Origin of the sequence: Amycolatopsis dongchuanensis (genome assembly GCF_039542405.1) — a bacterium.
Taxonomy (GTDB): domain Bacteria; phylum Actinomycetota; class Actinomycetes; order Mycobacteriales; family Pseudonocardiaceae; genus Amycolatopsis_E; species Amycolatopsis_E sacchari.
In genome coordinates this window covers 1-24,233 of record NZ_BAABIB010000167.1, presented here as the reverse complement: position 1 = coordinate 24,233, position 24,233 = coordinate 1, and the positions used below count along the sequence as shown (strand labels likewise).

Genomic DNA, 24,233 nt, shown 5'->3' with positions numbered 1-24,233 from the left:
AACCTGGCCCCGGTGAAGCGGTGGCTGGGCTGGTGGGACGGCCGGATCGTGCTGCTGGCGCTCGACGTCGCGGTGGCCGCGGCCGTGATCGCGGTGACGCTGGCGGGCGGCGACCCGCGTGACCCGCATCCGGCGCTCTACGTGCCCGCGGTGGTCGTCTCCGGGCTCGCCCTCCTGGCGCGGCGCCGGTGGCCGTTCCTGATGCTGCTGGTCGCGCTGGCGTGCCTGCCCGCCGGGGTGTCGCTGCTGCCGGGGATGGTGGCGCAGTACTCGGTCGCGGCCCGGTACGGCGTGCGCGTCCTGACCGGGGTTTCGGTGGTGACCGCCGCGGTCGCCGAGTACCTGCTGGTGGTGCTGCGGCAGCCGGTGAGCCTCCCCTTCGTCGCGCTCGCGCTCGGGTTGTACGTGCTCGGCCCGGCGCTGGCCGGCCTGTGGATGCACCAGCGCGCCGTGCTGCTGACCGTGTTGCGGGAACGCGCGGAGGAGGCCGAGCGCACCAGGACGCTGCTCGCCGACCGGGCCGTCTTCGCCGAGCGGCGGCGGATCGCACGGGAGATGCACGACGTCGTCGCCCATCGCGTGACCGCCGTGGCGCTGCAGGCGGGCGGGCTTTCGCTGCAGGCGCCGGACGAACAAACCGCACAGGCGGCCGAAGCGATCAGGGCCACCAGCGTCGCCGCGCTCGACGAACTGCGCGGGATCCTGCGGGTGCTGCGCGACGACGCCCCCTCCTCGGACGCCGGCTCGGGTGTCCTCGCGTCGCTGGAGCACCTCGTCGACGAGGTTGTCGCGACCGGGGCGCGGGTCGAGCTGACCCTGCCGGACCCGCTGCCCGCGGTGCCCGGCCAGGTCGGCAGGGCTGTCTACCGGGTCGTGCAGGAAGCGCTCACCAACGCGGGGAAACACGCCCCGCACGCCGCCGTCGGCGTCCGGCTGGATGTCTCCGGGGAACAGCTCGTGGTGGAGGTGACCAACCGGCTGACCCCGCACGGCAGCACCGTCCCCGGCTCCGGCTACGGTCTCGTCGGGATGCGCGAACGAGTCGAACTGGCCGGCGGTGACCTGCGGACCGGGCCGACCGGTGACGGCCGGTTCCAGGTACTGGCGCGGTTCCCGGTCGGGGTGGTGGAGCGGTGACGGTCAAGGTGGTGCTGCTGGAGGACGAGGAGCTCGTCCGCAGCGGTATCCGGATGATCCTGGAGTCGGCCGGGGACATCGCGGTGGTCGCGGAGGACACCGACGGCACGCGGGCGGTCGAGCTGACCGACCGCCACCGGCCGCACGTGGTGCTCACCGACGTCCAGATGCCCCGTGTGAGCGGGCTCGAGGTGGTCAAGCGGCTCGCCGGCCACCCCGCGGCCCCGGCGGTGGTGGTGCTGACGACGTTCGACGTCGACGAGTACGTCTACACCGCACTCCGCCACGGCGCGGCCGGGTTCCTCCTCAAGGACACCCCGCCGCGGGAGCTGGTGACGGCGGTGCGGGTCGCGGCCCGCGGCGAGGCGATGCTGTCGCCGAAGATCACGAAGCGGCTGCTGACGGACTTCGCTTCCGCGGGCGGGAGCGCGCAGGCCAAGGCACGGCTGGCCGAGCTGACGCCGCGGGAGCACGACGTGGCCGTCCACATCGGACGCGGGCTGAGCAACGCGGAGATCGCACGGGCGCTCAACCTGAGCGAGTCGACCGTGAAAGTCCACATCGGACATATCATGGCCAAGCTCGAAGCGGCCAACCGGACGCAGGTGGCGATCCTGGTCCACGACGCCGGGTTGAGCTGACCTCGGGGCTCAGTCGAGGCAGAACTCGTTGCCCTCGACGTCCTGCATGACGATGCACGACTCCTCTTCGCCGTCGGCCTCCAGCAGCCGCACGCGGACCGCGCCGAGCGGGAGCAGGCGCGCGCACTCCGCTTCGAGTGCGGCGAGGCGTTCCTCGCCCACGAGCCCGGTGCCGACGCGGACGCAGAGGTGCACCCGGTTCTTGACGACCTTGCCCTCGGGCACGCGCTGGAAGTACAGCCGCGGCCCTTCGCCGGAGGGATCGACGCAGACGGCCGACTGCCCCGGATCGTCGAGCGGCGGCACGGTGTACCCGAGCACCTCACCCCAGAACCGGGCTACGCGCCCGGGATCCGCGCAGTCGAACGTGACCTGGAACTTCCTGACCGATACCACCGCGCCAGCCTAGGCGGGCCGCTCGTCGAGCGAAGCCGGGGTCGCGCAGTGCTCGTCGCCGCGATCACCGCCGAATACGGCGCCGCGGAGCGAGCCACCGAACGATGGCCGAAGCGCTCGGTCTCGGTTTCGGTACGTGGTCCCCGCCGAGCCGTGGCTGCCACCCCGGCACCGGCGGGGGCGAAGCGCGGCTGCCGCACTGGGCCGCCAATGGCCGTCCCACCGAGGCGAACCTGGCCGTGCGGGCCGCAGTCGCCGGGGTGGCGGCCGAACTGGCTGCCACCCCGGCCCCGGTGGGGCCGGCCCGGGTGCCGCACCGCGCCCGGCCACCGCGCTGGTGCCCATCACGTCGGCGCCGACCCCGGCGCTGAACGTCAGGCCACCGCCGGCGTCCAGAGGGCGTCGATCTCGCGTTCCGCCGCCGCCAGGCTCTCCTCCGCCAGCGGGATCAGGTCCGCCATCGCCGGGTTGGCCTTCGCCAGCGTCAGCTCGGCCACGATGAACCGCGGTTCGAGACCCGTCAGCGACAGACCGTGGGGCAGCCACGGGGAAGCGTGGTCCCACCCCTCACGCGGGGTGCCCTCGCCGTAACCGCCGCCGCGTGCCGCGAGCACCAGGAACTCCCGCCCGCCCAGGAGCGGCTTCCCGGTCTCGGCGTCGAAGGACAGGCCCGGCGTGATCAGGTGGTCCACCCACGCCTTGATGCTGCTCGGCGCGCCGTAGTTGTACAGCGGCAGCCCCAGCAGCACCGTGTCGGCGCGCCTGACGTCGTTCACCGCCTCCTCGGTCACCGCGACCGCCGCGGCGTGCTCGTCGGCGTGTTCGTCGGCTGACAGGGACCGGGCGGCCAGGTTCACCGGACCGAAGTGCGGCAACGGGTCGGCGGCGAAGTCGCGGTACGTGACCGTGCCGTCCGGATGCGCCTTCCGCCAGGCGGCCGCCGCGCGCGCCGTCAGCCTGCGGCTCACGGACGCCTCGCCCTGGATGCTCGAGTCGATGTGCAGGAGATGAGGCATGCTGTTTGACCGTTCGTAGATAGTTTGTGTTGGACAAACCATTAGTAGCACATCTATTGCTGCACGAGCACGTAACATGTGGTCATGGCCTCTCTCCCGGTCGTGAACCAGCCGCCGCCCCGGGTCGGCGCGCTGCTCGACCACCTGTCGCGGCGCATGCGGCTGCGCGCGGAGGCCGTGCTCGCCCCGCTCGGCCTGCGACCGCGGCACCTGGTCGCGCTCACGGTGCTGCGGGACAGCGGCGGCAGCAGCCAGCAGGCATTGGCGAGGACGCTGGAGATGGACGGCACGAACGTCGTCGGGCTGCTCAACGATCTGGAGGCGGAAGCCCTCGTCGAACGGCGGCGTTCCCCGCAGGACCGCCGCAAGCACATCGTCGAGCTGACCGGCGCGGGAGCGGAGCGCCTGGCGAAGGCGGAGTTCGCACTCGCCGCCGTGGAGGACGAGGTGCTCGCCGACCTGGACGCCCCCCAGCGCGAGGCGCTCTACACCCTGCTACGCCAGGCAACCAGGGACTGCGTCGAAGACCCGTGCACGGAACACCGCAGCTCCTGCTGAGCGGCTACGTCCACGCCTCGCCTTGCTCCTGCCACAGCACAGCGTGGTGCAAGGCCTCGACGAGGCGCTCGTCGTCCTCCTCCGAGGGGTCGTCCCCGAAGGGCACCCACCGTTCCCGCACCTGCCGCCCGTCCTCGTAGCCGGTGAGCAGGATCCCGGGATAGGCCAGGGACACCGGGCAGCCACCGGAGTCGACGGTGACCCGTTTCAGGTGCACCGCCACCCGCACCGCCCTTTCGACCATGCTCCGGCAGTCGCGGCGGGCGGGGTTTTGGTTACTGGCGGGTTTTCGGCAACCCTGTACGGACCGGGCCCGCCGCTGGAATGCACAATGCAGGCCGGACATCTCGACCAGGGAGTGGATCAGGAACGTGACGAGCGTCGTGCAGTCGATCGAGCAGAGGATCGCCGGGGAACTCGGCGTGCGCGAGGGGCAGGTCAAGGCGGCCGTCGACCTCCTCGACGGTGGCTCGACGGTGCCGTTCATCGCCCGGTACCGCAAGGAAGCCACGGGCATGCTCGACGACGCCCAGCTGCGCACGCTGGAGGAGCGGCTGCGCTACCTGCGTGAGCTGGACGAGCGGCGCGAGGCGGTGCTCGACTCGATCCGCACCCAGGGCAAGCTGACCGAGGAGCTGGAGGAGCGGATCCGGCTCGCGGACACGAAGGCGCGCCTGGAGGACATCTACCTGCCCTACAAGCCGAAGCGGCGCACCAAGGCGCAGATCGCGCGCGAGGCGGGCCTGGAGCCGCTGGCCGACGGGCTGCTGAACGACCCGACCACCGACCCGCAGGCCGCCGCCGCGGTGTTCGTCGACCCCGAGAAGGGGGTCGCGGACGCGCAGGCCGCGCTCGACGGTGCGAGGGCGATCCTGGTCGAGCGTTTCGGCGAGGACGCGGACCTGATCGGCGAGCTGCGCGAGAAGATGTGGGCGCAGGGCCGCCTCGCGTCGAAGGTGCGTCCCGGCAAGGAGACCGAGGGCGCGAAGTTCGCGGACTACTTCGACTTCTCCGAGCCCTTCACGAAGATGCCGTCGCACCGCGTGCTGGCGATGTTCCGCGGTGAAAAGGAAGAAGTCCTCGACCTCACGATCGAGCCCGAGGAGCCGTCGGACGAGCCCCGCGTGGGGCCGAGCGAGTACGAGCAGCGCATCGCGCAGCGGTTCGGCATCTCGAACGAGGGCCGTCCCGCCGACAAGTGGCTCCAGGACACGGTTCGCTGGGCGTGGCGCACGAAGATCCTGCTGCACCTCGGCATCGACCTCCGGCTGCGGCTGCGGCAGGCCGCGGAGGACGACGCGGTGAAGGTGTTCGCCGCGAACCTGCGTGACCTGCTGCTGGCCGCGCCCGCGGGCACCCGCGCGACGATGGGCCTCGACCCCGGCTTCCGCACCGGCGTGAAGGTCGCCGTCGTCGACGCGACCGGCAAGGTCGTCGCCACGGACACGATCTACCCGCACCAGCCCGCGAACCGCTGGGACGAGTCGATCGCGAAACTGGCGAAACTCGCCGCGCAGCACCAGGTCGAGCTGATCGCCATCGGCAACGGCACCGCCTCGCGCGAGACGGACAAGCTCGCGCTGGAGCTGATCAAGAAGCACCCGGAGCTGAAGCTCACGAAGGCCGTCGTGTCGGAGGCGGGCGCGTCCGTGTACTCCGCGTCGGCGTTCGCGTCCCAGGAGCTGCCCGGCATGGACGTATCGCTGCGCGGCGCCGTGTCGATCGCCCGGCGCCTGCAGGACCCGCTGGCCGAGCTGGTCAAGATCGACCCGAAGTCCATCGGCGTCGGGCAGTACCAGCACGACGTGTCCGAGGTGTCGCTGTCGCGTTCGCTGGACGCCGTGGTCGAGGACTGCGTGAACGCCGTGGGCGTGGACGTCAACACCGCGTCCGCGCCGCTGCTGACCCGCGTTTCGGGCATCACGTCCTCGCTCGCGGAGAACATCGTGAGCCACCGCGACCAGCACGGCCCGTTCCGGTCGCGCGAGGTCCTCAAGCAGGTGCCGCGGCTGGGCCCGAAGGCGTTCGAGCAGTGCGCCGGCTTCCTGCGGATCCGCGGCGGCGACGACCCGCTGGACTCCTCCAGCGTGCACCCGGAGTCCTACCCGGTGGTGCAGCGCATCCTCGCCGCGACGGGCAAGGAACTGCGTGAGCTGATGGGCAACGAGCGCGCGCTGAAGTCGGTGCGGCCCGAGCAGTTCGTCGACGAGAACGTCGGTCTGCCCACGGTCACCGACATCCTGACCGAGCTGGAGAAGCCGGGCCGCGACCCGCGTCCGGCGTTCAAGACCGCGACGTTCGCCGAGGGCGTGGAGAAGATCGCCGACCTCAAGCCGGGGATGCGGCTGGAGGGTGTCGTGACGAACGTGGCGGCGTTCGGCGCGTTCATCGACATCGGCGTGCACCAGGACGGGCTCGCGCACGTGTCGGCGCTGTCGAAGAACTTCGTCAAGGACCCGCGTGACGTGGTCAAGCCCGGCGACATCGTCAAGGTGAAGGTGCTGGACGTCGACATCCCCCGCAACCGGATCTCGCTGACGCTGCGCCTCGACGACGAGGTCGGCGGCGGCCCGAAGCCGGCCCGGCAGCAGCAGGGCGGCGGCCAGGGCCAGCGTGGTGGTCAGGGGCAGCGTGGTGGTCAGGGGCAGCGTGGCGGTCAGGGCCAGCGCAAGGGCGGTGGCCAGCAGCGGGGCCGCCAGGGCGGCGACGCCGCTCCCGGTGGTGCGCTCGCCGACGCGCTCCGTCGGGCGGGCTACGGCCGCTGACGCACCGGGGTCGCCGCCCTCACCCTGCGTCGCCATGGCCGACGACGTGACACGCCATCCGGCGGAACAATCCCCCGCCGGGTGGCGCAAGGGTGGGCGGCGGGCTCATCATCGACGTATGGGCTGGGCCGACTATCTGGCGGACCGTTCGGCCCGGCGCTGGCTCGACGAGGTCGCCGGGTGGCTGGAGCCTGGCTGGCGCGCGTTGTCCGCCGACCCGGCACTGTGGGGCGTCTTCGAGGAGCACCTGACGGCCGTCGCCGAGGTCGTCCGCTGCGAGACGGAGCTGGTCCCGAGGCAGGACCCGGCGAGCACGCTGGTCCTCATCGCCGGGCACGCCCACGACGTGTGGTCGGAGGCGGAGGCCGACGGCTGGGTGCCGCCGGAGCGGGAGCAGGGTTGGACCGCCGCCGAGTGGACCGGGTTCCGGGTCCTCGCGTGCTTCCGCCTCGCCGCCGCCGAACCCCACGGCCCGAAACTCAGCCCGACCGCGGCGGCGTTGGTGCGCCCGCGGACCCGCGGCATCGGAAAACGCGTCCGGTAACACTCGCCCGAACGGCCGCCTCCACTGCCCTTCCGGTCGGAAAAGGTTCACCGACCGGACATACGAATGGAGCTAGCGGCGTCCCCGCCGACGCCCATACGATCCGGTCCGGTGATTTCCTTCCGCATCCTGGGACCGCTCGAAGTCGCGGTCTCCGGCCACCCGGTCGCGTTGGGCGGCCCGAAGCCGCGGCTGCTGCTGGCGGCGTTGTTGGTGCAGCCCAACGTCGTCGTGTCGACGGATGCGCTCGTCGAAGTCCTCTGGCCCGGCTCGGCACCACGCTCGGCCGCCGCGAACGTCCGCACCTACGTCCACTCGCTCCGCCGCCGCCTGACCGAGGCGGATTCCTCGCTGGCAGAACGGATCCAGGGCCGGACGGGCGGGTACGTCGTCACCGTCGAGCCCGGTGAACTCGACTCCACCGTGTTCGAGCAGCGCCTGACCGATGCGGATGGACTATCCGATCCACACGCGGCGCTCGCCGCGCTGGGGGAAGCGCTGGCCGTCTGGCGCGGGCAGGTGCTGGAGGACCTGCCGCACAACCACACCTGGACCTCGGCCATCGCCCGCCTCACGGAGCTGCGGCTGGCGGCGCAGGAGCAGCGGATCCGGTTGCGCATCGGGCTGGAGGAGCACGCCGACGCCGTCGTCGAGCTGCGTGCACTGCTCGCGGACCACCCGCTGCGTGAGGAACTGTGGCAGCAGCTGATCCTCGCGCTCGACGCGTGCGGCCGCCGGACCGAGGCGCTCACCGCGTACACCCAGGCCGAGCGCGTGCTGCGGGAGGAGCTGGGCGCCGAACCCGGTGCCCCGCTGCGCCAGGTGCGCGCGCAGCTCACCACGGCCGCCGAACCCCAGCAGTTACCAGCGAATCCGGTGCCCATGTGCCAGCTTCCGCTCGACCTCCCCGATTTCACCGGCCGCGAGGACCTCGTCGCCGAACTCGTCCGCCTGCTCGAAGGCTCCCGCTCCGCCGACCGCCCCGCCGTGGTCGTGTTGTCCGGGGCCCCGGGCGTCGGCAAGTCCTCGCTCGCGGTCCGGGTCGCGCACGCGATGCGGGCCGAATTCCCCGACGGGCAACTGCACATCGACCTGCGTGGCACCGCGGAGTCGCCGCGCCGCCCCCTCGACGTGCTGCCGGAACTGTTGCGGGCACTGGGAGTTCCCGACTCCGCGATGCCCCGTCAGCTGGACGAGCGGTCGGCGTTGCTGCGGGCCAGGCTCGCCGGACGGCGGTTGTGCGTCGTGCTCGACGACGCCGGCAGCGCCGCGCAGGTGCGCCCGCTGCTGCCCGGCGCCGGGGCGTCCGCGGTGCTGGTCACCAGCCGCGTGCGGATGCCCGACCTCGAAGGCGCGCGCTCGCTCGACGTGGAAGTGCTGCCGGAGGACGAGGCCGCGAAACTGCTGGCGGCGATCGTCGGCGAGGCACGTGTGGCGGCGGAACCCGAAGGCGCGGCGGCGATCCTGCGGGCCTGCGGCTGCCTGCCGCTCGCGATCAGGGTCGCGGGCGCCCGGCTCAGCCACCGTCCTCATTGGACGCTCGCGCGACTGGCGGACCGGCTCTCCGACGAACACCGCAGGCTCGACGAGCTGCGCGTGGGCGATCTCGCCGTGCGGGCGAGCGTGACGTTGAGCTACGACCAGCTGCCCGGCAGCGCCGCGCGCGCCTTCCGGGGGCTGGGGTTGCTGGGCCCGGTGCAGTTTCCCGGCTGGGTCGTGGGCGCGGTGCTGGACCGGGCCGATGCCGAGGACGTACTGGACGTGCTCGTCGACGCCCACCTCGTCGAGATGGTGTCCGCCGACGTGGGCGGGCAGCCCCGCTACCGGCTCCACGACCTGTTGCGCGTCTACGCCGCCGAGCAGGCCGAGCTCGAACCGCTCGACGAGCGGCGCGCAAGGGTGCGGCGGGTGCTGGAGGGCTACCTGTCGCTGGCGGTGGAGGCGGCCGAGCGCATGCCGATCCACTTCTTCGGCGTGACGTCCGTGCCGACGGAGGCGGCGTTGTGGCGCCCCGGCGGTCTCCCGGCCGAGCCGAGCACCTGGTTCGAGGCGGAACTGCGCACGGCGGTGGCGATGGTGGAACTGGCGGCGGCCTGGGGTTTCGACGATCTCGCGTGGCGGCTCACCGCGGCGTTCACCCCGTACTTCGACCTGCGCGGGCACCACGACGACTGGCAGCGCACGCACGAGATCGCGCTCGCCGCCGCCCGCCGGTCACCGGACCGGCACGGGCAGGCGATCGTCTTGCGCAACCTCGGGCAGATCGACCTGTACCGGGACGCCTACGACGAAGCGCTCGACGCGTTCAAGCAGTCACTGCGGCTGTTCCGCGAGGTCGGTGACGACCGTGGCGCCGGGATTTCCCTGGCAGGGCTGGGCACGGTGCGTCGCGTGGCAGGCGAGAACGAACGCGCGCTCGACCACTGCCACGAAGCGCTGGAACTGTTCGCGCGGGCCGGGGACCGGCACGGGGAGGCCGTCGTGCGCATCGCGGTCGGCACGGTGTGGCTCGCGCAGAACTGTTACGCCACAGCGGGTCGGTGGTTCACCGACGCCTACGAGCTGTCCGCGGGGATCGGGGACCGGCACCGGGAAGCCCATGCGCTGCAACGGCTTGCGCTGCTGCACCAGAGCCGCGGCAACCTCGGCGAGGCGCGGCAGGAGCTGGACAGGGCGATCGCGATCTTCGACGAGCTGGGGGACGATCATTGCGTCGGATACGCGCACCAGAGCCTGGGCAGGCTGTACCTGGCCAGCGGCGATCTCGCGCACGCCCGGTTGTTGCTGGTGAACTCGCTGTCGGTGCACCAGCGCAACGGCGACCGCCGGTCGGAGGCGGAGGCGGCGGAGCTGCTCGGTGAGTTGCACGAGCGGCTGGGCCAGCGGGACAAGGCACGCGAGTACGTGGTGCGATCACTCGGCATCTGGCGGGAACTGCAGGTGGCCAAGCAGGAGGAGGCGCTCGCGGACCGGTTGCGTGCCCTGGGCGGGGACGACGGCCGGGTTTCGCTGTCCGGCGCCTGACCGGGCGCCGACCGCCAAGGTGAGCGGACAGCGGGCTGGCGCACACCGGCGCCTGGCTTCCGCCGCTCGCCCCGTTGACCACCCATCGCTCCCCTGTGCCTCACCGGCCATTGACCGAGAAGTTGATCAAGGCCATCCTGGTGCGCACCAGCGAGCCGGGAGGCGGAAGATGAGCAGCTTCGTCGTGGTCGGCGGCACCGGGCGGACCGGGCGCCGGGTGGCCCGCCTGCTCGATCGGGACGGGCACCGCGTCGTGGTGACGGGGCGGGTGGCGGCGGAGGGCGTGGTGCGGCTGGACCTCGCCGAGCCCGACCCGGCGGTGTTCGCGGGCGCCGACGGGATCGTGGTGTGCGTGGAGCCGCCCGCGGACCCCGGCGAGGCGGAAGCCGTTGTGCACCACGGCATCGCGGCCGTCGCGACGGTCGCCGCGCGGGAGGACGTGCCGGTGGTGCTGGTGTCGCAGATCTACGTGACCCGCGGCGCGAAGCACCCGGACATGGGCGCGCGGATCGAGGCGCGGGCCCGCGGGGAGCAGGCGTTGCGGGAGAGCGGGGCGCAGTACACGATCGTCCGCCCGAGCTGGCTGCACGACCGGCCGGCCGACGGCGTGCGCGTCGAGCAGGGCGACACCGGCGAAGGCCGCATCAGCCGCGACGCCGTGGCGGCAGCCGTCGTGGCGGCGCTGTTCGACCCGTCGGCGTCGGGCAAGACGTTCGAGCTGTACGATGACCCGGATTCCCCCGAGCCCGACTGGCCCACGCTCTTCGCGGCGCTGAAGCCGGACCCGGAGGCGCAGGGCTGACGGCTTCCCGGTCAGGTCGGCGGTTCGGGTGTACCGCCGGGCCACACGCAGGGCGAGGACACGATGAGGAAAAGCTCGCCCTTGAAGTTCGACTTCAAGGTCATCTGGAATCCGTCCGCGGTGTTCTCGCCCCACAGGAACTCGTTGGGCGGGTTGTCGTCGAGTATCCGGAAACCGTGATCCTGCCACCAGGTCCGAACGGCACCGAAGTACGACGGGACGTTCGCCGCCGGAAGACCCTGAATCTGGTAGGTCCGCGACGCCACGACCCGGTTCTTCGGCCCACGATCCGTCGGATCGGAGCAATCCCCGCGGTCTTCGTAAGCCGACAACTCGTACACCGCTTCGGCGGGCAGCGCTTCGCGAACCTGCGTCGAGTACTGCTCGACGCGGCGGTTCGCTTCGTCGATCGTGATCGTCGGCTGCATTCCCACGTCCTTACCTCCGCACGCACCCGTCATGAGCACTCCGGCGAACACAACGAGCCGGACGACCTTGGCTCTCCTCCCCAGGCGGCTCACCAGCACCACTGTTCCCCTAGTAGGTCGGCCGGCCGGCGATGATGCGGCCCAGGTTGTCGAGCGCCTTGTTGTTCGGATTCCAGTATTCGCTGTGGGCAGCTCCGGACAGACCACCCTCATACCAGGGACCTTCGGTGCCAGGATCCGATGTGAACACTTTTCCTCCGAAGCCGGGGTCGGCGGGGTCCGGTCCGTGGGGATCAAAGTGCTGACCGGACAAAGGTGGGGCGAGGTCCACGTTGGTCACCTTGATCATGTCGTGCGCAGCAACCGTCGAGTGTACGTGCTGTCCCACATCCGCCTGGTTGACTCCTTCGAGGTGCAGCTGGGAGACGTTGTCCGCGCCGACGCCCGGGCTGGCCACGAATGCGAGGTCGTCGGCGTTCAGGCCGCCGTCGCGAGCTGCATGGCCCACGAGAGTGGTCCCATAACTATGCCCGATCACCGTGTTGTGCGAGGGTGCTCCCACGTGGCTTTCCCGCAGCCCTTCCTGAAAGCTGTCCAATTTGCCTTTGCCGTCGTCGGCATAGCTTTCACGAGCAGCGTCGACCAGGGTGCCCGGTGCTTCGTAACCCTGCCACGTGATCACCGCTGTCGAGGACGATCCGGCCTCACGAGCAGCGTGGACCATCCGGTCGGAGCGATTGATATCCCCGCTGATCTTCGAGAGTTCGGAGCCGGTTCCCGGGACGTAGGTGGCGACATCGGCCGCGGTGTCCGGATTGCCGCAGGCGATGACGGCCTTGCCGTTCCCACTGGCATCCAGCATCAGCAAGTACGCCCGCGGCTCACCGGGCCGAGGGTGGTTGAGCCGGTCGTAAATGGCATCCACGCCGTTGAGCTTGCCGCTGATCTCATCCCATTGCTCTTTCAGTCGCTCGTAGGCGGCTCGGTCGGTCAGCACGATGTCGCCGCCCGCCGTGTGCCGCAGCGCGTCCATCCGGTGCCGGACGTCGTCACGTTGGTTCATCAGCTCGGCACGGGTCTGGTCCAGCCGGATCCGGTTGGCGGCGTCACGCGCCTCGGTGGGCAGGCCGTCGCGCGGTCCGATCAGTTCGGGGTGCTCCTTGGTCAGCACCTGACGTTGACCGGGACTGAGAGTGGCCCACCAAGCGGCGTTGTCCGCCGGGGACGCGTTCGGCGGAGGCGGGATGCTCAATGCACCCAGCGCCCAGCCGGAATTTCCCGCGGCGGCGAGATCGGTGCGGCCACTGCCCGGATCGATGACGTGGCTGGTCTGGATGCGGTCCAGCACCGCGCAGAAGTCGTCGTCCACATCCTCTGCCGAGCGCAGCACCTCCCTTATCCGGTCCCGCAACTCGGAGAGGACGCGGTGGTTGTCGGCGGCGGCGACCGATCCGTCCGGATCGTCGGCGGTGCACACAGGTGGCGGGCCGCCCGTGACGACACCGTCCTCGTCGATGCGGAACTCGCGCGCGGCCGCCAGGCTCTGGGCCTCGTGCACCCCGTTCAGCACCCCGGTGATCGCGTCCGACACGTCTCCGGCAGCGCGGCGCAACATGGCACCTTCAGCGGCGAGCTCCTCGGCGGAGTCGGCGAGGCGAGCGGCCTTCGCCGCCGCGGCGTTCGCCGCGGGACCGGACCAGCCTTCCGGCATCGCGGTCGCCCGCAGATCGTTCGCACAACCGATGAGCCGGTTGTAGCGGTCGTTGAGCACTCCGACCAGGTCCGCGAGTGGTTCCGGTCTCCACCGGAGGACCTCACCCCAGGTAACCACGTTATCAGCCTGCCGTCCTCGGCGTCTCCCACTGCCGGAGATCATGCTGAGCGCCATCTTCGTGAGCGCGATAGAACTCGTCGGCGCGGGACAGGTCCTCCGCATAGCCGCTGAACTCGGCAGCAATCAACTGCTCCCGTCCCGCCCAGCCCCGCTTGACCGAAGCGAGCTTCGCGACGGCGCGGGCACCGGGCATTCCGGCGTCCCCATCCGGAATGGCACCCGCGAAGTCCAGCGGAGCGATCACCTCGGCGACCCGCTGCGCGGCCTTCCCGGCGTCCGCGATCTTGCCGATGACGACCTCGTACCCAGCCACGTCTGCCCTCCCACCAGTCATGTGCTGTAAGTGCTCGCCTCGTGAGGCTATGGGAACAAGCTCGACCGGCTCAACCGATTCGGGCCTACTTGAGTACGACTACGCATTCAAGGTTCACACCACCGGAGACCGCACAAATCGCACGGCCATGTCAGAGGTGCTCCAAGCGGGGGATGCCCGCCCGTCCCACCGCGCTTCCCTACGAAAGCGCTTCCAGCACCGGCTTGCGCAGGTGCTGGTAGATGATCGACGTGCGGAAGCCGACGATCTCGCGGCGGCTGGTGAAGCGGTCGAGCAGGAACGCGTGCAGGTGGTCGATGTCCTGCGCCGTCACGTGCACCAGGAAGTCGTCGCTGCCCGCCATGGTGTACACCGACAGCACCTCGGGCAGCTCGGCGACCGACCGCTCGAAGGACTGCACCACCGTCCGGCTCAGCGGCCGCACCTGCACGGCCACCATCGCCTGCACCCCGCGGTTCAGCGCGGGCAGGTCGACCTCCGCGTGGTAACCGCGGATCACGCCCCGCTGCCGCAGCAGCCGCGTGCGCTCCAGGCACGTCGACGGCGCGATGCCCACCTTCCGCGCGATGTCGCGGTTGGACTGCCGCGCATCCTCCTGCAGCTCACGCACGATCGCCGAATCAACTTCGTCCATGACCGTCCTCCCTCGGCTCCTGCCGAACATCGTTCGGCGGTGGACCCACTCGTCTGGTCATCAGCCTAGCTTCGAGGCATGGAACATGAAGATGTGACGATCCGGCGTGGTCGCCGATCCGGCCTTCCGATGATGATCGCCGTGCACTCGCGGGCGCTCGGGCCCGCCGTCGGTGGCGTGCGGATGCGCCACTACGCCGACTGGCGCGACGGCATGGAGGACGCGCTGCGCCTGTCGGAGGCGATGACGTACAAGTGCGCCGCCGCCGACCTGGCCTTCGGCGGCGGGAAGAGCGTCATCGCACTGGACCGGCCCCTGACGCCCGAGCTGCGCCAGGCGGCGCTGGAGGACCTCGGTGACCTGATCGCGTCGCTCGACGGCTCGTACCTCGCGGGCCCGGACGTCGGCACGGGACCCGCGGACATGGTGGTGCTGCGGCAGCGGACCCCGCACGTGTTCTGCCTGCCCGAGGAGCAGGGCGGCACCGGCTCGTCGAGCATCCCGACGGCGGTGGGCGTGCTGGCGGCCCTGCGCGCGGGCGCCCGGCACGTGTTCGGCAGCGAGTCGCTCGACGGGAGGACCGTGGTGATCAGCGGTATGGGCTCGGTGGGTTCCCTGGTGGCCAAGGAACTTCCCGGGGCTCGCGTCATCGTGTCCGATGTGGACCGAACGCGCCGTGACCCCGCCTACGAGTGGGTCGAGCCGGAGGAGGCCCTGCGCACTCCGGCGGACGTGTTCGTCCCGGCCGCGGTCGGCGGGGTGTTCGACCCGCAGACCGCAGCCGAGGTCGGCGCCCGGCTCGTCGTCGGCCCGGCGAACAACCAGCTGGCCGCCGACTCGGTGGCGGATCTGCTGGCACAGCGGGGGATCACGTGGGTGCCCGACTTCGTGGCGAGTGCGGGCGGCGTGGTCTACACCCTCGCCAGGGAGATCGAGCGCCTGAGCCACGACGAGGCGATGCGGCGCGTCGAAGCGATCGGTTCCACAGTGGACACCGTGCTCGCCGGGGACGGGAACCCGCTCGACAACGCGCTGAACCTCGCGAAGGAGCGGCTCACTCGCCCTGCCCTTCCGGCAGGCGCGGCTTCTCGGTAAGCCCTTTCTTCACCGAGTCGAGGATCGCCATGCCCTGACCGACGAGCCCGGACGCGAGCTCGCCGAGCCCGTCCGCCCCGTTGAGGATGTTGACGTTCGCGCCTGACAGGCCCTGCGCCGCCTCCCTGACGATCTGCGGCAGCTGGTCGATGAGCATCCGGTCGAGCGCGACGCGGTTGTGGGAGGCCGCGGCCTCGGCCTGGATGCGCATCTTCTCGGCCTCGGCCTGCGCGAGGATCCGGACGCGCTCGGCCTCGGCGTCCGCGGGCTTGACGACCTCCGCGACCAGCTGCTGCTGGCGCAGCTCGGCCTCGCGCTGCGCCAGCTCGGTCCGCATCGCGATGACCTCGCGCTGCGCCTGCGCCTCCGCGAGCGGCCCCGCCTGCGAGGCCTCGGCCTGCGCCCGGTCCACCTCGGCCTTGTACTGCGCCTGCACGACCGCGGTCTGCCGGGCGTACTCGGCCTGCCGCCGCTGCGACTCCTGCTCGGCCTCGGCCGCGGCCTGGTTCGCCTGCGCCTGCGCGATCTGGGCCTGCCGCTGGATCGCCGCGTTGTGCGGGGCCGCCATCGCGGCGATGTACCCCAGCTTCATGTCGTCGATCGACTGGATCTGCAGCGAGTCGACGGTCAGCCCGATCTTCGCCATCTCGGCCTTCGACCCGTCCAGCACCTCGGTGGCGAGCTTCTGCCGCTCGGTGACGATCTCCTCCACCGTCATCGACCCGACGATCGACCGCAGGTGCCCGGCGAAGATGCGCCCGGTGAGCACGGACATCTGGTCCTGGTCGGAGAGGAAGCGCTGTCCGGCGTTGACGATGCTCTCCTCGTCGTTGCCGACCTTGAAGGCGATCACCGCGCGCACGCTCAGCGCGATCCCCTGCCGGGTCACGCAGATCTCCTCCACCTCCGACTCGCACATGGCGAGCGTGAGGAACCTGACCTTGCGGAACAACGGCAGCACGAAACTGCCGTGCCCGATCACGACCCGGAACGGGTTGTCCCCCACTCCGTTCTTGCCGCCCGAAATGAGCATCGCCTCGTCGGGCGCCGGCACGTGATAACCGAACATCTTCGCCTACTCCCCTCGTCACGCCGTGCCGGGGAGATCGGTCCACGGCACGACGTCGACCGCCCGCGCCCCGCGTGCGGCGACGACGAGTACGGACGTGCCGAGCGGGATCGGTTCCTCGGACCAGGCAAGGTAGATTTCCGTGCCACCGCGTATCCGCACCCGGACCTCGCCGGGACCGGCCGCGCCACGCGTCGCGTGCACGAGTTCGCCCGTCCGGCCCACCACGGTGGGATCGCCGTTCACAGCACGGAATCTACCGCTCCCGCCCGCTTCCCCGCAGTAAAAATTGCCATCCGGACAATTGGGAGGAATTGTCTGTCCACAATGGAAATCGTCACAACTTGAGCGCCAGCTCCTCCAGTCCCGCGGCCAGCGCGCCCTCGATCTCCTGGAGGTGTTCGCTCCGGACCGTCAGCGGCGGCGAAACCGCGACCGCCTTGCCGAGCGTGCGCACCAGCACACCCCGCTGCCGCACGAGCGACGCCAGGTCCCCGATCGCGGTCGGCACCTGCTCCAGCACGTCCGCGGTCAGCTCGACCGCCCCCAGCAGGCCGACCCCGGCGCGCACCTCCGCGACGAGCGGGTGCGCGGCGAGCGGGGCGAGCGCGTCCGCCAGCACGCCCTCCATGGTGCGGCCGCGTTCGATGAGCCCCTCCCGGTCCAGGATGTCGAGGTTCGCCAGCGCCGCCGCGCAGCACGCCGGATGCCCCGCGTACGTGGCGCCGTGGCGGAGCGCGTTGCCCGGCCGGTCCCAGAACGGCTCGGCGACGCGCCCGTGCGCGATCACGCCACCCAGCGGCAGGTACCCGCTCGTCACGCCCTTGGCGAAGGTGATCAGGTCCGGTTCGGCGTCCCACCGCTCGACGCCGAACCACGTGCCCAGCCGCCCGAACCCGCAGATCACCGCGTCCGCGATGGCCAGCACGCCGAACTCGTGGCACACGTCGACCACCCCGCGCACGTACCCCTCCGGCGGCGGCAGCACCCCGCCCGCGCCGATGACCGGCTCGAACAGGAAGGCCGCGACGTTCTCCGGCCCCACGCGCAGGATCTCTTCCCGCAGCGCGTCGACCGAGTCGTACGGGATGCGCGAGGACGAGGGCAGGAGCTCGCCGAAGCCCGTGCGGTTGGCGTCGATGCCCGCGACGCCGGTGCCGATGCCGTTGGTGCCGTGGTACGACTGCGCGCGGCTGATCACGTGCACGCGGCTCGACTCGCCCCGCACGTCGTGGTAGCGGCGCGCGATCTTGACCGCGGTGTCGATCGCCTCGCCGCCGCCGGTGGTGAGGAAGACCTTCGCCCCGGGCACCGGCGCGATCCGCGCGAGGCGGGCGGCCAGCTCACGCGCCGGCTCGTTGGCGAAGTCACCGAAGGTCGAGTACCCGGCGAGCTTGCGCATCTGCGCGGCCGCCGCGTCGGCGATCTCCTGCCTGCCGTGGCCCGCGTTCGCGTACCAGAGGCTCGCCGTGGCGTCGAGGTAGCGGTTGCCGCTGGTGTCGTAGACCCAGACGTCCTCGCCGCGGTCGACGACGAACTCGCGCTCGCGCACGACGGCCATGTCCGAGAAGGGGTGCCACAGAGCAGTCTCCATCAGCTCAGCATGGCTTGCCGTGGATCACTTTTCCAGGGTTCATGATCCCGTGCGGGTCGAACGCCCGCTTGACCGCCTGGTGCACGGACAACCCGACCTCGCCCAGCTCGGTCTCCAGCCAGGCCCGCTTGAGCGTGCCGACGCCGTGCTCCCCGGTGATCGTGCCGCCGAGCCGCAACCCCAGCGCCATGATCGCGTCGAACGCCGCCTGCCCGCGCCGCACCGACTCGGGGTCGCCCGCGTCGAAGACGACCGTGGGGTGCAGGTTCCCGTCGCCCGCGTGCCCGCAGCACGGCACGGCGACGTTGTGCTCCCTGCCGATCTCCGCGATGCCCTCGATCAGCTCCGCGAGCCGCGACCGCGGCACGCACACGTCGTCGACGAGCTGGTCGCCCAGCCTCTCGAGCGCGACCCCGACGAGCCGCCGCGCCTCGATCAGCAGGTCCGCCTCCGCCTGGTCGCTCGCGACGAACACCTCCATCGCCTCGCACTCGCGGGCGGCGGCGGCGAAGGCTTCGAGGTCGTCCGGCGCGGCGGGACCACGGTCGGACTGGGCGATCAGCACCGCGCCCACGTCGTCGGGGAAGCCGAGGTCGCGGTACGCGGACACGGCGTCGACGGTGGCCTTGTCCATGAACTCCAGCACCGAGGGCCGCCGCCCCGTGCCCAGGTACGCCGTCACCGCGCGGCACGCCGCCGCGGACGTGCGGAAGAACGCGAGCGCGGTGAGCGGCTTCTCGGCGGCGGGCCGCAGCGCGACGGTCACCTCCGTGACGACGCCCAGCGTCCCCTCCGAGCCGGTGATCAACCGCACCAGGTCGTAGCCCGCGACGCCCTTCGCCGTGCGACGGCCCGTCCGCAGCACCCGGCCGTCCGCGAGCACGACCTCCAGGTGCCGCACGAAATCGCTGGTCACCCCGTACTTCACGCAGCACAGCCCGCCCGCGTTCGTCGCGACGTTGCCGCCGATCGTCGAGCTCTCCCACGACCCCGGGTCGGGCGGGTAGAACAGGCCCTTCTCCGCGACGGCCTTGGACAGCACGGCGTTGACCACGCCGGGCTGCACAGTGGCGGTGTGGTCGACCTCGTTGATGTCGACGATCCGGTCCATCCGCTCCAGCGACAGCAGGATCGCGCCGTCCACCGCGGTCGCGCCGCCGGACATGCCGGTGCGCGCGCCCTGCGGCACCACGGGAATCCGGTGCTCGTGCGCGTACTCCAGCACCCGGACGACGTCCGCGGTCTCCCGCGGGCGGGCGAGTGCGACCGGGCGCCCCGCGCGCACGAACCCCGCCTTGTCGGAGCTGTACGCGGCGAGGACGTCGGGGTCGGTGGTCACGTAGTCGGCCTCGATCACGGTGTGGTCCCCTCGTCCGGTTGGTAGGCGTTCATCGCGGGCACGTTGCGGTACATCCGCCGCAGGAAGTCGAGCAGCTGGGCCTTCTCGGCCGCGCTGAACCCGGCGAGCAGCAGTTCCTCGCGGCGGAGGGAGACGGCCAGGAGCTGGTCGTGGACCTCGTGCCCGGCGTCGGTCAGCCGCAGCCCGCGGCGGCCGCCGGTGGTGTCCACGGTGAGCAGCTCGCGGTCCTGCAGCAGGCGGATGCTGCGGCTGACGACGGACTTGTTGAGCCCCAGCACGTCGCCGACGCGGGTCGCGGTGCAGGCGGGTTCGTTGACGACGGCGGAGAGCACGCGCCACTCGTTGATGCCCACGCCGTGCAGGCGGTTGAACAGGCGGGAACCGCCCCAGGACAACGAGTTCGAGATGAGGCTGAGGTACGCCGGCACGTACTCGTCGCGCACCACGCTGTGCCTCCGGAACGTCATCCTCCGACCCTAATGGCTGGTCCTTCTTACTTGACCGAGGTACGGTTTACTCATGCAGGTAAGAAGCTTCACCGCGGAGGCCAGGCGGGCGCAGATCGTGGGGGCGGCGATCGAGGTCATCGCGGAGGTCGGCTACCCGCAGGCGTCGTTCGCGCGGATCGCCGAGCACGCGGGGCTGAGCAGTACGCGGCTGATCTCGTACCACTTCGCGGGCAAGAAGGAGCTGATCGAGCAGGTCGTCGCCGAGGTGTACACCGAGATCGGCGGCTTCATGACCGAGCGGGTGGGGCGCGCGGAGTCGCCGCTGGAGGCGCTGCACGCGTACATCGAGGGCTACCTCGAGTTCGTCGCGGAGCACCGCACGCAGATGAAGGCGCTGTTGAGCATCTTCCTGAACGGCGGGCTGGAGTACGACCCGGCCGAGCAGGAGCTCGACGTGCTGTCGCCGCTGGAGCGCATCGTGCGGGACGGGCAGGCGGCGGGCGTGTTCCGGGAGTGCGACGTGCGCGTGGCCGCGGCGGCGGTGCAGCGCAGCCTCGACGGGGTGCCGATGATGCTGGAGGCGCGGCCGGACCTCGACCTCGCGACGTGCGCGCGTGAGCTGGTGGAGCTGTTCGACCGGGGGCTGCGGAGATGATGCGCCTTTGTGTGCGGCGGGATCCGGCGGCGAACTGTGGCCGCGAACTGGCCGACAGGGGGTCACGAAGATGATGCGCCTCCATCCCCCGCGGCCTCCGGCCGCACGCGCGCGGTTACCCCGGCGGCTGCGGCAGGGCGCGGTGCTGGCCGTGGACATCGCGGCGCCGATCGCGGCTTACTACGTGCTGCGGGCGGCGGGGGCGAGCGTCTACGTGGCGCTGCTGGTCAGCGCGGTGCTGCCCGCGGTGAGCACCGGGGTGCAGCTGCTGCGCGGGCGGAAGCTGGACCAGCTGGGGTTGTTCATGGCGGTGATGACCCTCCTGTCGGCCGGGGTCGCCACGATCAGCGGGGACGACCAGTTCCTGCTGGCGAAGGACGGCTGGCTCACGACGGTGACGGGCATCTGGATGCTCGCGACGACCCGGGCGCACCGGCCGTTCGTGTACCACTTCGCGCGCGTGCTGCTGGAGGGCCGCGTCGGCCCGGGCGGTGAGCGGTGGGAGTCGTTGTGGCAGCGGCTGCCGCGTTTTCGCCGGTTCTGGCGCGTCGCGAACGTCATCTGGGGCACCGCGACACTCCTCGACGCGGGCGTCCGCGTCGCGATGGCGTACACGCTGCCGGTGAACGTGGTCCCAGCGCTCAACGGCCTGCAGTACGGGGTGCTCTTCGTCATCCTCCAACTGGCGACGAACATCTACTACTTCCGCGTGGGGCTGTTCAACCCGCGCTCGGCCCTGTACCAGGCGGAGGCGGGCTGAGGCTCCCGCCTCGCACCGCGCAGGCGGCCACGGTGGCTCCGCACCATGCTGGCGCCTTCCGCTTCGCGGCTCGCACCGCGCAGGCGGCGGCCACCACCGGCGCAGCCGGGCGCGCCCCGCGATCGCCTCCGCGATTTGTGGCGCGACCTGCGGCTGGCCGCGGTGCCGCGCCTCCGCACGTGATTGCCAGGCCAGCCGCGCCAGGGATCCCCGCGGCCCGAGCGGGGCTGGCGGCCTCGGGACTGCCGCGGTACCGCGCCTCCGCACGTGATTGCCACGGCAGCCGTTCCAGGGATCCCAGCGGCCCGGGCGGCGGGCGGCCTCGGGACTACCGCCGCACCCGCGACCCCGCGACCCCGCGAGCCCCCGGCGACAGCCCACCACCGCCACACCCGTACCCGCCCCACAATCGCCTCCGCGGCTTGTGGCGCGACCTGCGGGTTCGCGTCAGCTGGCGGCTGGTTGCACCGCCGCCTCGACGGGTTGCTTCCTCGGCTCCGGCACGATCTCGATCCGCTTGCCCGCCGGTGGCTCGATCTGCAGCAGCGGGGTCGCGTCGGCCAGGAGCTTCTGCGTCGCGTGGAGTTGGTCCGTCGTGCGGCGGCGGAGTGCGTCCAGCGCGTCCGCCTTGCGTTGTGCCTGGTCGACGAGCTGCTTGGCCTTCTCGCTCGCCTCGGCGACCATCGTTTCGCACTTCTCGCTCGCCTCGGCGACCATCCGCTCGCACTTCTCCGCGGCCTCGCGCTCCTGCTTCGCGATCGCCGCCACGGCGGTCTCCCGGCGCTGCCGCATCGCCTCCTCGAAGTCGCGTTCCACCTGCTCACGGCGCCGCGCGGCCTGCTCGTCGAGCCGGTGCCGCGTCTCCGCCGCCTCGCTGGTCATCGCGTCGACCTCGGCCTTCGTGCGGCGCATCATCCGGTCGTGCTCGGCGGCGGCCTCCCTGCGGCGGGCGTCCACCTCCGCGACCAGGCGTTCGTGCCGCTCACGCAGCCGTTGCGCGGCCTGGTCGGCGGCGGCCCAGCTGCGTTCGGCGGCGGCGCGCGCCCGCTCCGTGATCTCCTTCGCCTCGTCCTCGGCCAGCTCGACCATGCGCAGCAGGCGCTCGCTGAGCCCGTCGGCCTCGATGGGGGTGCGGCTGATGCGGTCGATCTTCTCCCGCAGGCGGTCGTTCTCGCTGCGCAGCTCCTCCAGCTGCCGCGCGAGGTTCTCCGCACTGGCGGCCGCCGCGTCCCGGTCGGCGATCACCATCCGCAGATCGGCTTCGGCCCGCCGCACGTACTCGCGGACCTGGCGCACGTCGTACCCGCGCCAGGACCGGTCGAAATCCGTGCGAAGCGGAACCAGATCCTCGCGAGAGTCAACGCCAGCCATCAGCACCTCCCGAATCGACAGTCCTCAATGGACTAATCGGCTGAAATCCCGTACCACCAAGCATCCTCTTTCCGAGGCGTTCCGTCCAGCAGCCTGGCCGGTTCGACGTAATTTTTCGGTGTGACGCTCCTCGGGAACCCGTCCGCCGAGGACGGATTTCCCTTGCTGGAACGGACTTTCCGATTCGCCGGAACGCGGCACGGGACATTTCCGAACGAGACGTACCACCGTTGCGGTGACACAACGGGTAGCTTCGTGATCCCCGGGAAGCGGACACCGTAGCCTAACCGGGTGACCGGGACGGAAACGCAGGACGAGGGACGTCTGATCGCCGGCCGCTACCGGCTCGAGCGCCGCATCGGCGGGGGCGCGATGGGGCTGGTGTGGCTCGCCAAGGACGAGCTGCTCGATCGCACCGTCGCGCTGAAAGAGCTGGTCCTGCCCGCGACGCTGACCGCAGAGGAGGCCGAGCAGGCCCGCAAGCGCGCCGCGCGGGAGGCCCGCATCGCCGCCCGCCTGCAGCACCGGTACGCCATCACGGTCTTCGACGTCGCCGACGACGGCGGCATGCCCGTGCTCGTCATGGAGTACCTGCCGTCGCAGAGCCTCGCCGAGGTGCTGAACGCGCGCGGCCCCATGCCGCCCGCGGAGGTCGCCCGCATCGGCGCGCAGGCCGCCGAGGCACTGGCCGCCGCCCACGAGGCCGGGATCGTGCACCGCGACGTCAAGCCCGGCAACATCCTGCTCGCCGACGACGGCACCGCGAAGATCACCGACTTCGGGATCTCGCGGGCGGTCGACGACGGCACCCTCACCGGCAGCGGTGCGCTCGCCGGCACCCCCGCGTTCCTGTCCCCCGAGGCCGCGCGCGGCGAGAAGCCGACCGCGGCCTCCGACGTCTTCTCCCTGGGCGCGACGCTCTACGCCATCGTCGAAGGCCGCTTCCCCTACGGCGACACCGACAACCAGATGGCCCTGCTCTACGCGGCCGCCGCCGGCCGGGTCGCGCCGCCGCAGCAGGCCGGTCCGCTGACGGACCTGCTCGGCCGCATGATGTCGGTCGCCCCCGGGGACCGGCCCAGCATGGCCGAGGCCGCGGCCGGGCTGCGGAAGATCGTCGACCCGGCGCCTGCCGGGGAACAGCGCCGCCGGGGCGTGGCGCTGTGGCTGACGGCCGCCGCGGTGGTGCTCGTCGCCGCGGTCGTGACCACCGTGTTGCTGGTGCGCAACGGCGGGGACGGCGGCACCGCCGCGCCGCCCGCCCCGACGTCCTCCGCCCCTGCCCCGACGTCCTCGGTGCAGCAGCCGCCGCCGTCGTCGACGCAGTCGAGCCCGGCGACCAGCCCGTCCACGTCCACCCCGCCGCCGTCGTCGGCGCCTCCTCCGAGCACGCCTGCCGGGGGCGCGCCCACCCTCGACCCGGTGCAGTTCATGCGCGACTACTACGCGCGGATGCCGGGCGGGACGGACGTCGGCTGGACCCAGCTCAGCCCGGTGATGCAGGGCAGCATGACCCATGCCTACTACGTCGAGTACTGGACGTCGATGAGTAGCTTCCGGGTGGTCAGCGGCCCCGAACTGGTCGGGCCCAACACGGTCCAGTCCACGCTCGACTTCGTGCAGAAAGGCGAGCACTACCACGAGACGCACCGGGTCACGCTCGTCAACAGCGGCGGGCGCCTGCTCGTGGAGCACGACACGCTCGTCTAAGGGATGTCTCGTAACTCGTGTTGTGGTTGGTGGGGCTGGTGTTGCAGTCAGTCGGCG

The 24,233-nt window shown here is 71.5% G+C and carries 24 protein-coding genes; 11 read left to right on the top strand and 13 right to left on the bottom strand.

Features of this window, described 5'->3' with window-relative positions:
* Positions 1-12 precede the first annotated feature (12 nt).
* A complete protein-coding gene (locus ABFX51_RS37535; RefSeq protein WP_218153403.1) occupies positions 13-1,137 on the top strand; it encodes a sensor histidine kinase in 1,125 nt (374 codons plus the stop codon).
* Positions 1,134-1,778 carry a response regulator gene (locus ABFX51_RS37530; protein ID WP_091504618.1) on the top strand — a complete coding sequence of 215 codons (645 nt, stop codon included), beginning with the start codon at positions 1,134-1,136 and terminating at the stop codon, positions 1,776-1,778. Before ABFX51_RS37535 ends, ABFX51_RS37530 begins: the two co-directional genes overlap by 4 nt.
* Positions 1,779-1,787: 9 nt before the next feature.
* On the opposite strand, the gene ABFX51_RS37525 is transcribed toward ABFX51_RS37530, so the two are convergent.
* Both ABFX51_RS37525 and ABFX51_RS37520 read right to left on the bottom strand, forming a co-directional pair.
* Positions 1,788-2,174 carry a VOC family protein gene (locus ABFX51_RS37525; RefSeq protein WP_091504619.1) on the bottom strand — a complete coding sequence of 129 codons (387 nt, stop codon included), beginning with the start codon at positions 2,172-2,174 and terminating at the stop codon, positions 1,788-1,790.
* Between the two features lie 374 nt (positions 2,175-2,548).
* The gene (locus ABFX51_RS37520) at positions 2,549-3,190 is read right to left on the bottom strand and encodes an FMN-dependent NADH-azoreductase (protein ID WP_091504620.1); all 642 of its coding nucleotides are present in this window, start codon (positions 3,188-3,190) and stop codon (positions 2,549-2,551) included.
* Between the two features lie 84 nt (positions 3,191-3,274).
* On the opposite strand from ABFX51_RS37520, the gene ABFX51_RS37515 reads away from it, so the two are divergent.
* Positions 3,275-3,748: a MarR family winged helix-turn-helix transcriptional regulator gene (locus ABFX51_RS37515; RefSeq protein WP_091504621.1), complete on the top strand. Its 474-nt coding sequence runs from the start codon at positions 3,275-3,277 to the stop codon at positions 3,746-3,748.
* A gap of 4 nt (positions 3,749-3,752) precedes the next feature.
* Here ABFX51_RS37515 and ABFX51_RS37510 read toward each other — a convergent pair whose 3' ends face one another.
* A complete protein-coding gene (locus ABFX51_RS37510; protein ID WP_091504622.1) occupies positions 3,753-3,992 on the bottom strand; it encodes a hypothetical protein in 240 nt (79 codons plus the stop codon).
* 127 nt (positions 3,993-4,119) lie between these two features.
* Here ABFX51_RS37510 and ABFX51_RS37505 point away from each other — a divergent pair, with 127 nt between their 5' ends.
* The 4 genes from ABFX51_RS37505 to ABFX51_RS37490 all read left to right on the top strand — a co-directional run bounded on the left by ABFX51_RS37505 (position 4,120) and on the right by ABFX51_RS37490 (position 10,883).
* Positions 4,120-6,513 carry a Tex family protein gene (locus ABFX51_RS37505; protein WP_245782911.1) on the top strand — a complete coding sequence of 798 codons (2,394 nt, stop codon included), beginning with the start codon at positions 4,120-4,122 and terminating at the stop codon, positions 6,511-6,513.
* A gap of 118 nt (positions 6,514-6,631) precedes the next feature.
* Positions 6,632-7,057, top strand: coding sequence for a DUF6401 family natural product biosynthesis protein (locus ABFX51_RS37500; RefSeq protein WP_091504624.1), 426 nt, complete (start codon positions 6,632-6,634; stop codon positions 7,055-7,057).
* A 66-nt stretch (positions 7,058-7,123) separates the two neighbouring features.
* Positions 7,124-10,081 (top strand): AfsR/SARP family transcriptional regulator, encoded by a 2,958-nt coding sequence (locus ABFX51_RS37495; protein ID WP_091504625.1) that lies wholly within the window; start codon positions 7,124-7,126, stop codon positions 10,079-10,081.
* A gap of 169 nt (positions 10,082-10,250) precedes the next feature.
* Positions 10,251-10,883 carry an SDR family oxidoreductase gene (locus ABFX51_RS37490; RefSeq protein WP_091504626.1) on the top strand — a complete coding sequence of 211 codons (633 nt, stop codon included), beginning with the start codon at positions 10,251-10,253 and terminating at the stop codon, positions 10,881-10,883.
* A gap of 11 nt (positions 10,884-10,894) precedes the next feature.
* Here ABFX51_RS37490 and ABFX51_RS37485 read toward each other — a convergent pair whose 3' ends face one another.
* From ABFX51_RS37485 to ABFX51_RS37470, 4 genes are all read right to left on the bottom strand, one after another.
* Complete coding sequence (locus tag ABFX51_RS37485) at positions 10,895-11,413, bottom strand: hypothetical protein (protein ID WP_245782912.1); 519 nt, start codon at positions 11,411-11,413, stop codon at positions 10,895-10,897.
* Between the two features lie 7 nt (positions 11,414-11,420).
* Positions 11,421-13,082 carry an alpha/beta hydrolase gene (locus ABFX51_RS37480; protein ID WP_346056638.1) on the bottom strand — a complete coding sequence of 554 codons (1,662 nt, stop codon included), beginning with the start codon at positions 13,080-13,082 and terminating at the stop codon, positions 11,421-11,423.
* Positions 13,083-13,146: 64 nt separating this feature from the next.
* Positions 13,147-13,458 (bottom strand): hypothetical protein, encoded by a 312-nt coding sequence (locus ABFX51_RS37475; protein WP_091504628.1) that lies wholly within the window; start codon positions 13,456-13,458, stop codon positions 13,147-13,149.
* A gap of 199 nt (positions 13,459-13,657) precedes the next feature.
* Positions 13,658-14,113 (bottom strand): Lrp/AsnC family transcriptional regulator, encoded by a 456-nt coding sequence (locus ABFX51_RS37470; RefSeq protein ID WP_346056637.1) that lies wholly within the window; start codon positions 14,111-14,113, stop codon positions 13,658-13,660.
* Positions 14,114-14,191: 78 nt separating this feature from the next.
* Here ABFX51_RS37470 and ABFX51_RS37465 point away from each other — a divergent pair, with 78 nt between their 5' ends.
* Positions 14,192-15,208, top strand: coding sequence for a Glu/Leu/Phe/Val dehydrogenase dimerization domain-containing protein (locus tag ABFX51_RS37465; RefSeq protein WP_346056636.1), 1,017 nt, complete (start codon positions 14,192-14,194; stop codon positions 15,206-15,208).
* Here ABFX51_RS37465 and ABFX51_RS37460 read toward each other — a convergent pair.
* The 5 genes from ABFX51_RS37460 to ABFX51_RS37440 form a co-directional block, all read right to left on the bottom strand.
* Positions 15,168-16,277, bottom strand: a complete 1,110-nt coding sequence (locus ABFX51_RS37460) for an SPFH domain-containing protein (protein ID WP_346056635.1) — start codon at positions 16,275-16,277, stop codon at positions 15,168-15,170. The two genes, ABFX51_RS37465 and ABFX51_RS37460, sit on opposite strands and share 41 nt — an antisense overlap.
* An 18-nt stretch (positions 16,278-16,295) precedes the next feature.
* Positions 16,296-16,523, bottom strand: a complete 228-nt coding sequence (locus ABFX51_RS37455; RefSeq protein ID WP_346056634.1) for an NfeD family protein — start codon at positions 16,521-16,523, stop codon at positions 16,296-16,298.
* Between the two features lie 91 nt (positions 16,524-16,614).
* Positions 16,615-17,871: an aminotransferase family protein gene (locus tag ABFX51_RS37450; RefSeq protein ID WP_346056633.1), complete on the bottom strand. Its 1,257-nt coding sequence runs from the start codon at positions 17,869-17,871 to the stop codon at positions 16,615-16,617.
* 4 nt (positions 17,872-17,875) lie between these two features.
* Positions 17,876-19,228 carry an FAD-binding oxidoreductase gene (locus ABFX51_RS37445; RefSeq protein ID WP_346056632.1) on the bottom strand — a complete coding sequence of 451 codons (1,353 nt, stop codon included), beginning with the start codon at positions 19,226-19,228 and terminating at the stop codon, positions 17,876-17,878.
* On the bottom strand, positions 19,225-19,698 hold the full coding sequence (locus ABFX51_RS37440; protein WP_346056631.1) for a MarR family winged helix-turn-helix transcriptional regulator: 474 nt from the start codon (positions 19,696-19,698) through the stop codon (positions 19,225-19,227). Before ABFX51_RS37440 ends, ABFX51_RS37445 begins: the two co-directional genes overlap by 4 nt.
* Positions 19,699-19,750: 52 nt before the next feature.
* Here ABFX51_RS37440 and ABFX51_RS37435 point away from each other — a divergent pair, with 52 nt between their 5' ends.
* Both ABFX51_RS37435 and ABFX51_RS37430 read left to right on the top strand, forming a co-directional pair.
* Complete coding sequence (locus ABFX51_RS37435) at positions 19,751-20,335, top strand: TetR/AcrR family transcriptional regulator (RefSeq protein WP_346056630.1); 585 nt, start codon at positions 19,751-19,753, stop codon at positions 20,333-20,335.
* A 70-nt stretch (positions 20,336-20,405) separates the two neighbouring features.
* A complete protein-coding gene (locus ABFX51_RS37430; RefSeq protein WP_346056629.1) occupies positions 20,406-21,095 on the top strand; it encodes a VC0807 family protein in 690 nt (229 codons plus the stop codon).
* A gap of 447 nt (positions 21,096-21,542) precedes the next feature.
* On the opposite strand, the gene ABFX51_RS37425 is transcribed toward ABFX51_RS37430, so the two are convergent.
* The gene (locus ABFX51_RS37425) at positions 21,543-22,466 is read right to left on the bottom strand and encodes a DivIVA domain-containing protein (RefSeq protein ID WP_346056628.1); all 924 of its coding nucleotides are present in this window, start codon (positions 22,464-22,466) and stop codon (positions 21,543-21,545) included.
* Between the two features lie 291 nt (positions 22,467-22,757).
* Between ABFX51_RS37425 and ABFX51_RS37420 the strand changes: the two genes are divergently transcribed.
* Positions 22,758-24,176 carry a serine/threonine-protein kinase gene (locus tag ABFX51_RS37420; RefSeq protein ID WP_346056627.1) on the top strand — a complete coding sequence of 473 codons (1,419 nt, stop codon included), beginning with the start codon at positions 22,758-22,760 and terminating at the stop codon, positions 24,174-24,176.
* Positions 24,177-24,233 lie beyond the last annotated feature (57 nt).

What these genes read in the sequence shown, in the direction of transcription:
- ABFX51_RS37520 (WP_091504620.1), bottom strand. Translation starts at nt 3,190, where the DNA reads ATGCCTCATCTCCTGCACATCGACTCGAGCATCCAGGGCGAGGCGTCC.
- ABFX51_RS37515 (WP_091504621.1), top strand. Translation starts at nt 3,275, where the DNA reads ATGGCCTCTCTCCCGGTCGTGAACCAGCCGCCGCCCCGGGTCGGCGCG.
- ABFX51_RS37510 (WP_091504622.1), bottom strand. Translation starts at nt 3,992, where the DNA reads ATGGTCGAAAGGGCGGTGCGGGTGGCGGTGCACCTGAAACGGGTCACC.
- ABFX51_RS37500 (WP_091504624.1), top strand. Translation starts at nt 6,632, where the DNA reads ATGGGCTGGGCCGACTATCTGGCGGACCGTTCGGCCCGGCGCTGGCTC.
- ABFX51_RS37495 (WP_091504625.1), top strand. Translation starts at nt 7,124, where the DNA reads ATGGAGCTAGCGGCGTCCCCGCCGACGCCCATACGATCCGGTCCGGTG.
- ABFX51_RS37490 (WP_091504626.1), top strand. Translation starts at nt 10,251, where the DNA reads ATGAGCAGCTTCGTCGTGGTCGGCGGCACCGGGCGGACCGGGCGCCGG.
- ABFX51_RS37470 (WP_346056637.1), bottom strand. Translation starts at nt 14,113, where the DNA reads ATGGACGAAGTTGATTCGGCGATCGTGCGTGAGCTGCAGGAGGATGCG.
- ABFX51_RS37465 (WP_346056636.1), top strand. Translation starts at nt 14,192, where the DNA reads ATGGAACATGAAGATGTGACGATCCGGCGTGGTCGCCGATCCGGCCTT.
- ABFX51_RS37460 (WP_346056635.1), bottom strand. Translation starts at nt 16,277, where the DNA reads ATGTTCGGTTATCACGTGCCGGCGCCCGACGAGGCGATGCTCATTTCG.
- ABFX51_RS37450 (WP_346056633.1), bottom strand. Translation starts at nt 17,871, where the DNA reads ATGGAGACTGCTCTGTGGCACCCCTTCTCGGACATGGCCGTCGTGCGC.
- ABFX51_RS37440 (WP_346056631.1), bottom strand. Translation starts at nt 19,698, where the DNA reads ATGACGTTCCGGAGGCACAGCGTGGTGCGCGACGAGTACGTGCCGGCG.
- ABFX51_RS37435 (WP_346056630.1), top strand. Translation starts at nt 19,751, where the DNA reads ATGCAGGTAAGAAGCTTCACCGCGGAGGCCAGGCGGGCGCAGATCGTG.
- ABFX51_RS37430 (WP_346056629.1), top strand. Translation starts at nt 20,406, where the DNA reads ATGATGCGCCTCCATCCCCCGCGGCCTCCGGCCGCACGCGCGCGGTTA.
- ABFX51_RS37425 (WP_346056628.1), bottom strand. Translation starts at nt 22,466, where the DNA reads ATGGCTGGCGTTGACTCTCGCGAGGATCTGGTTCCGCTTCGCACGGAT.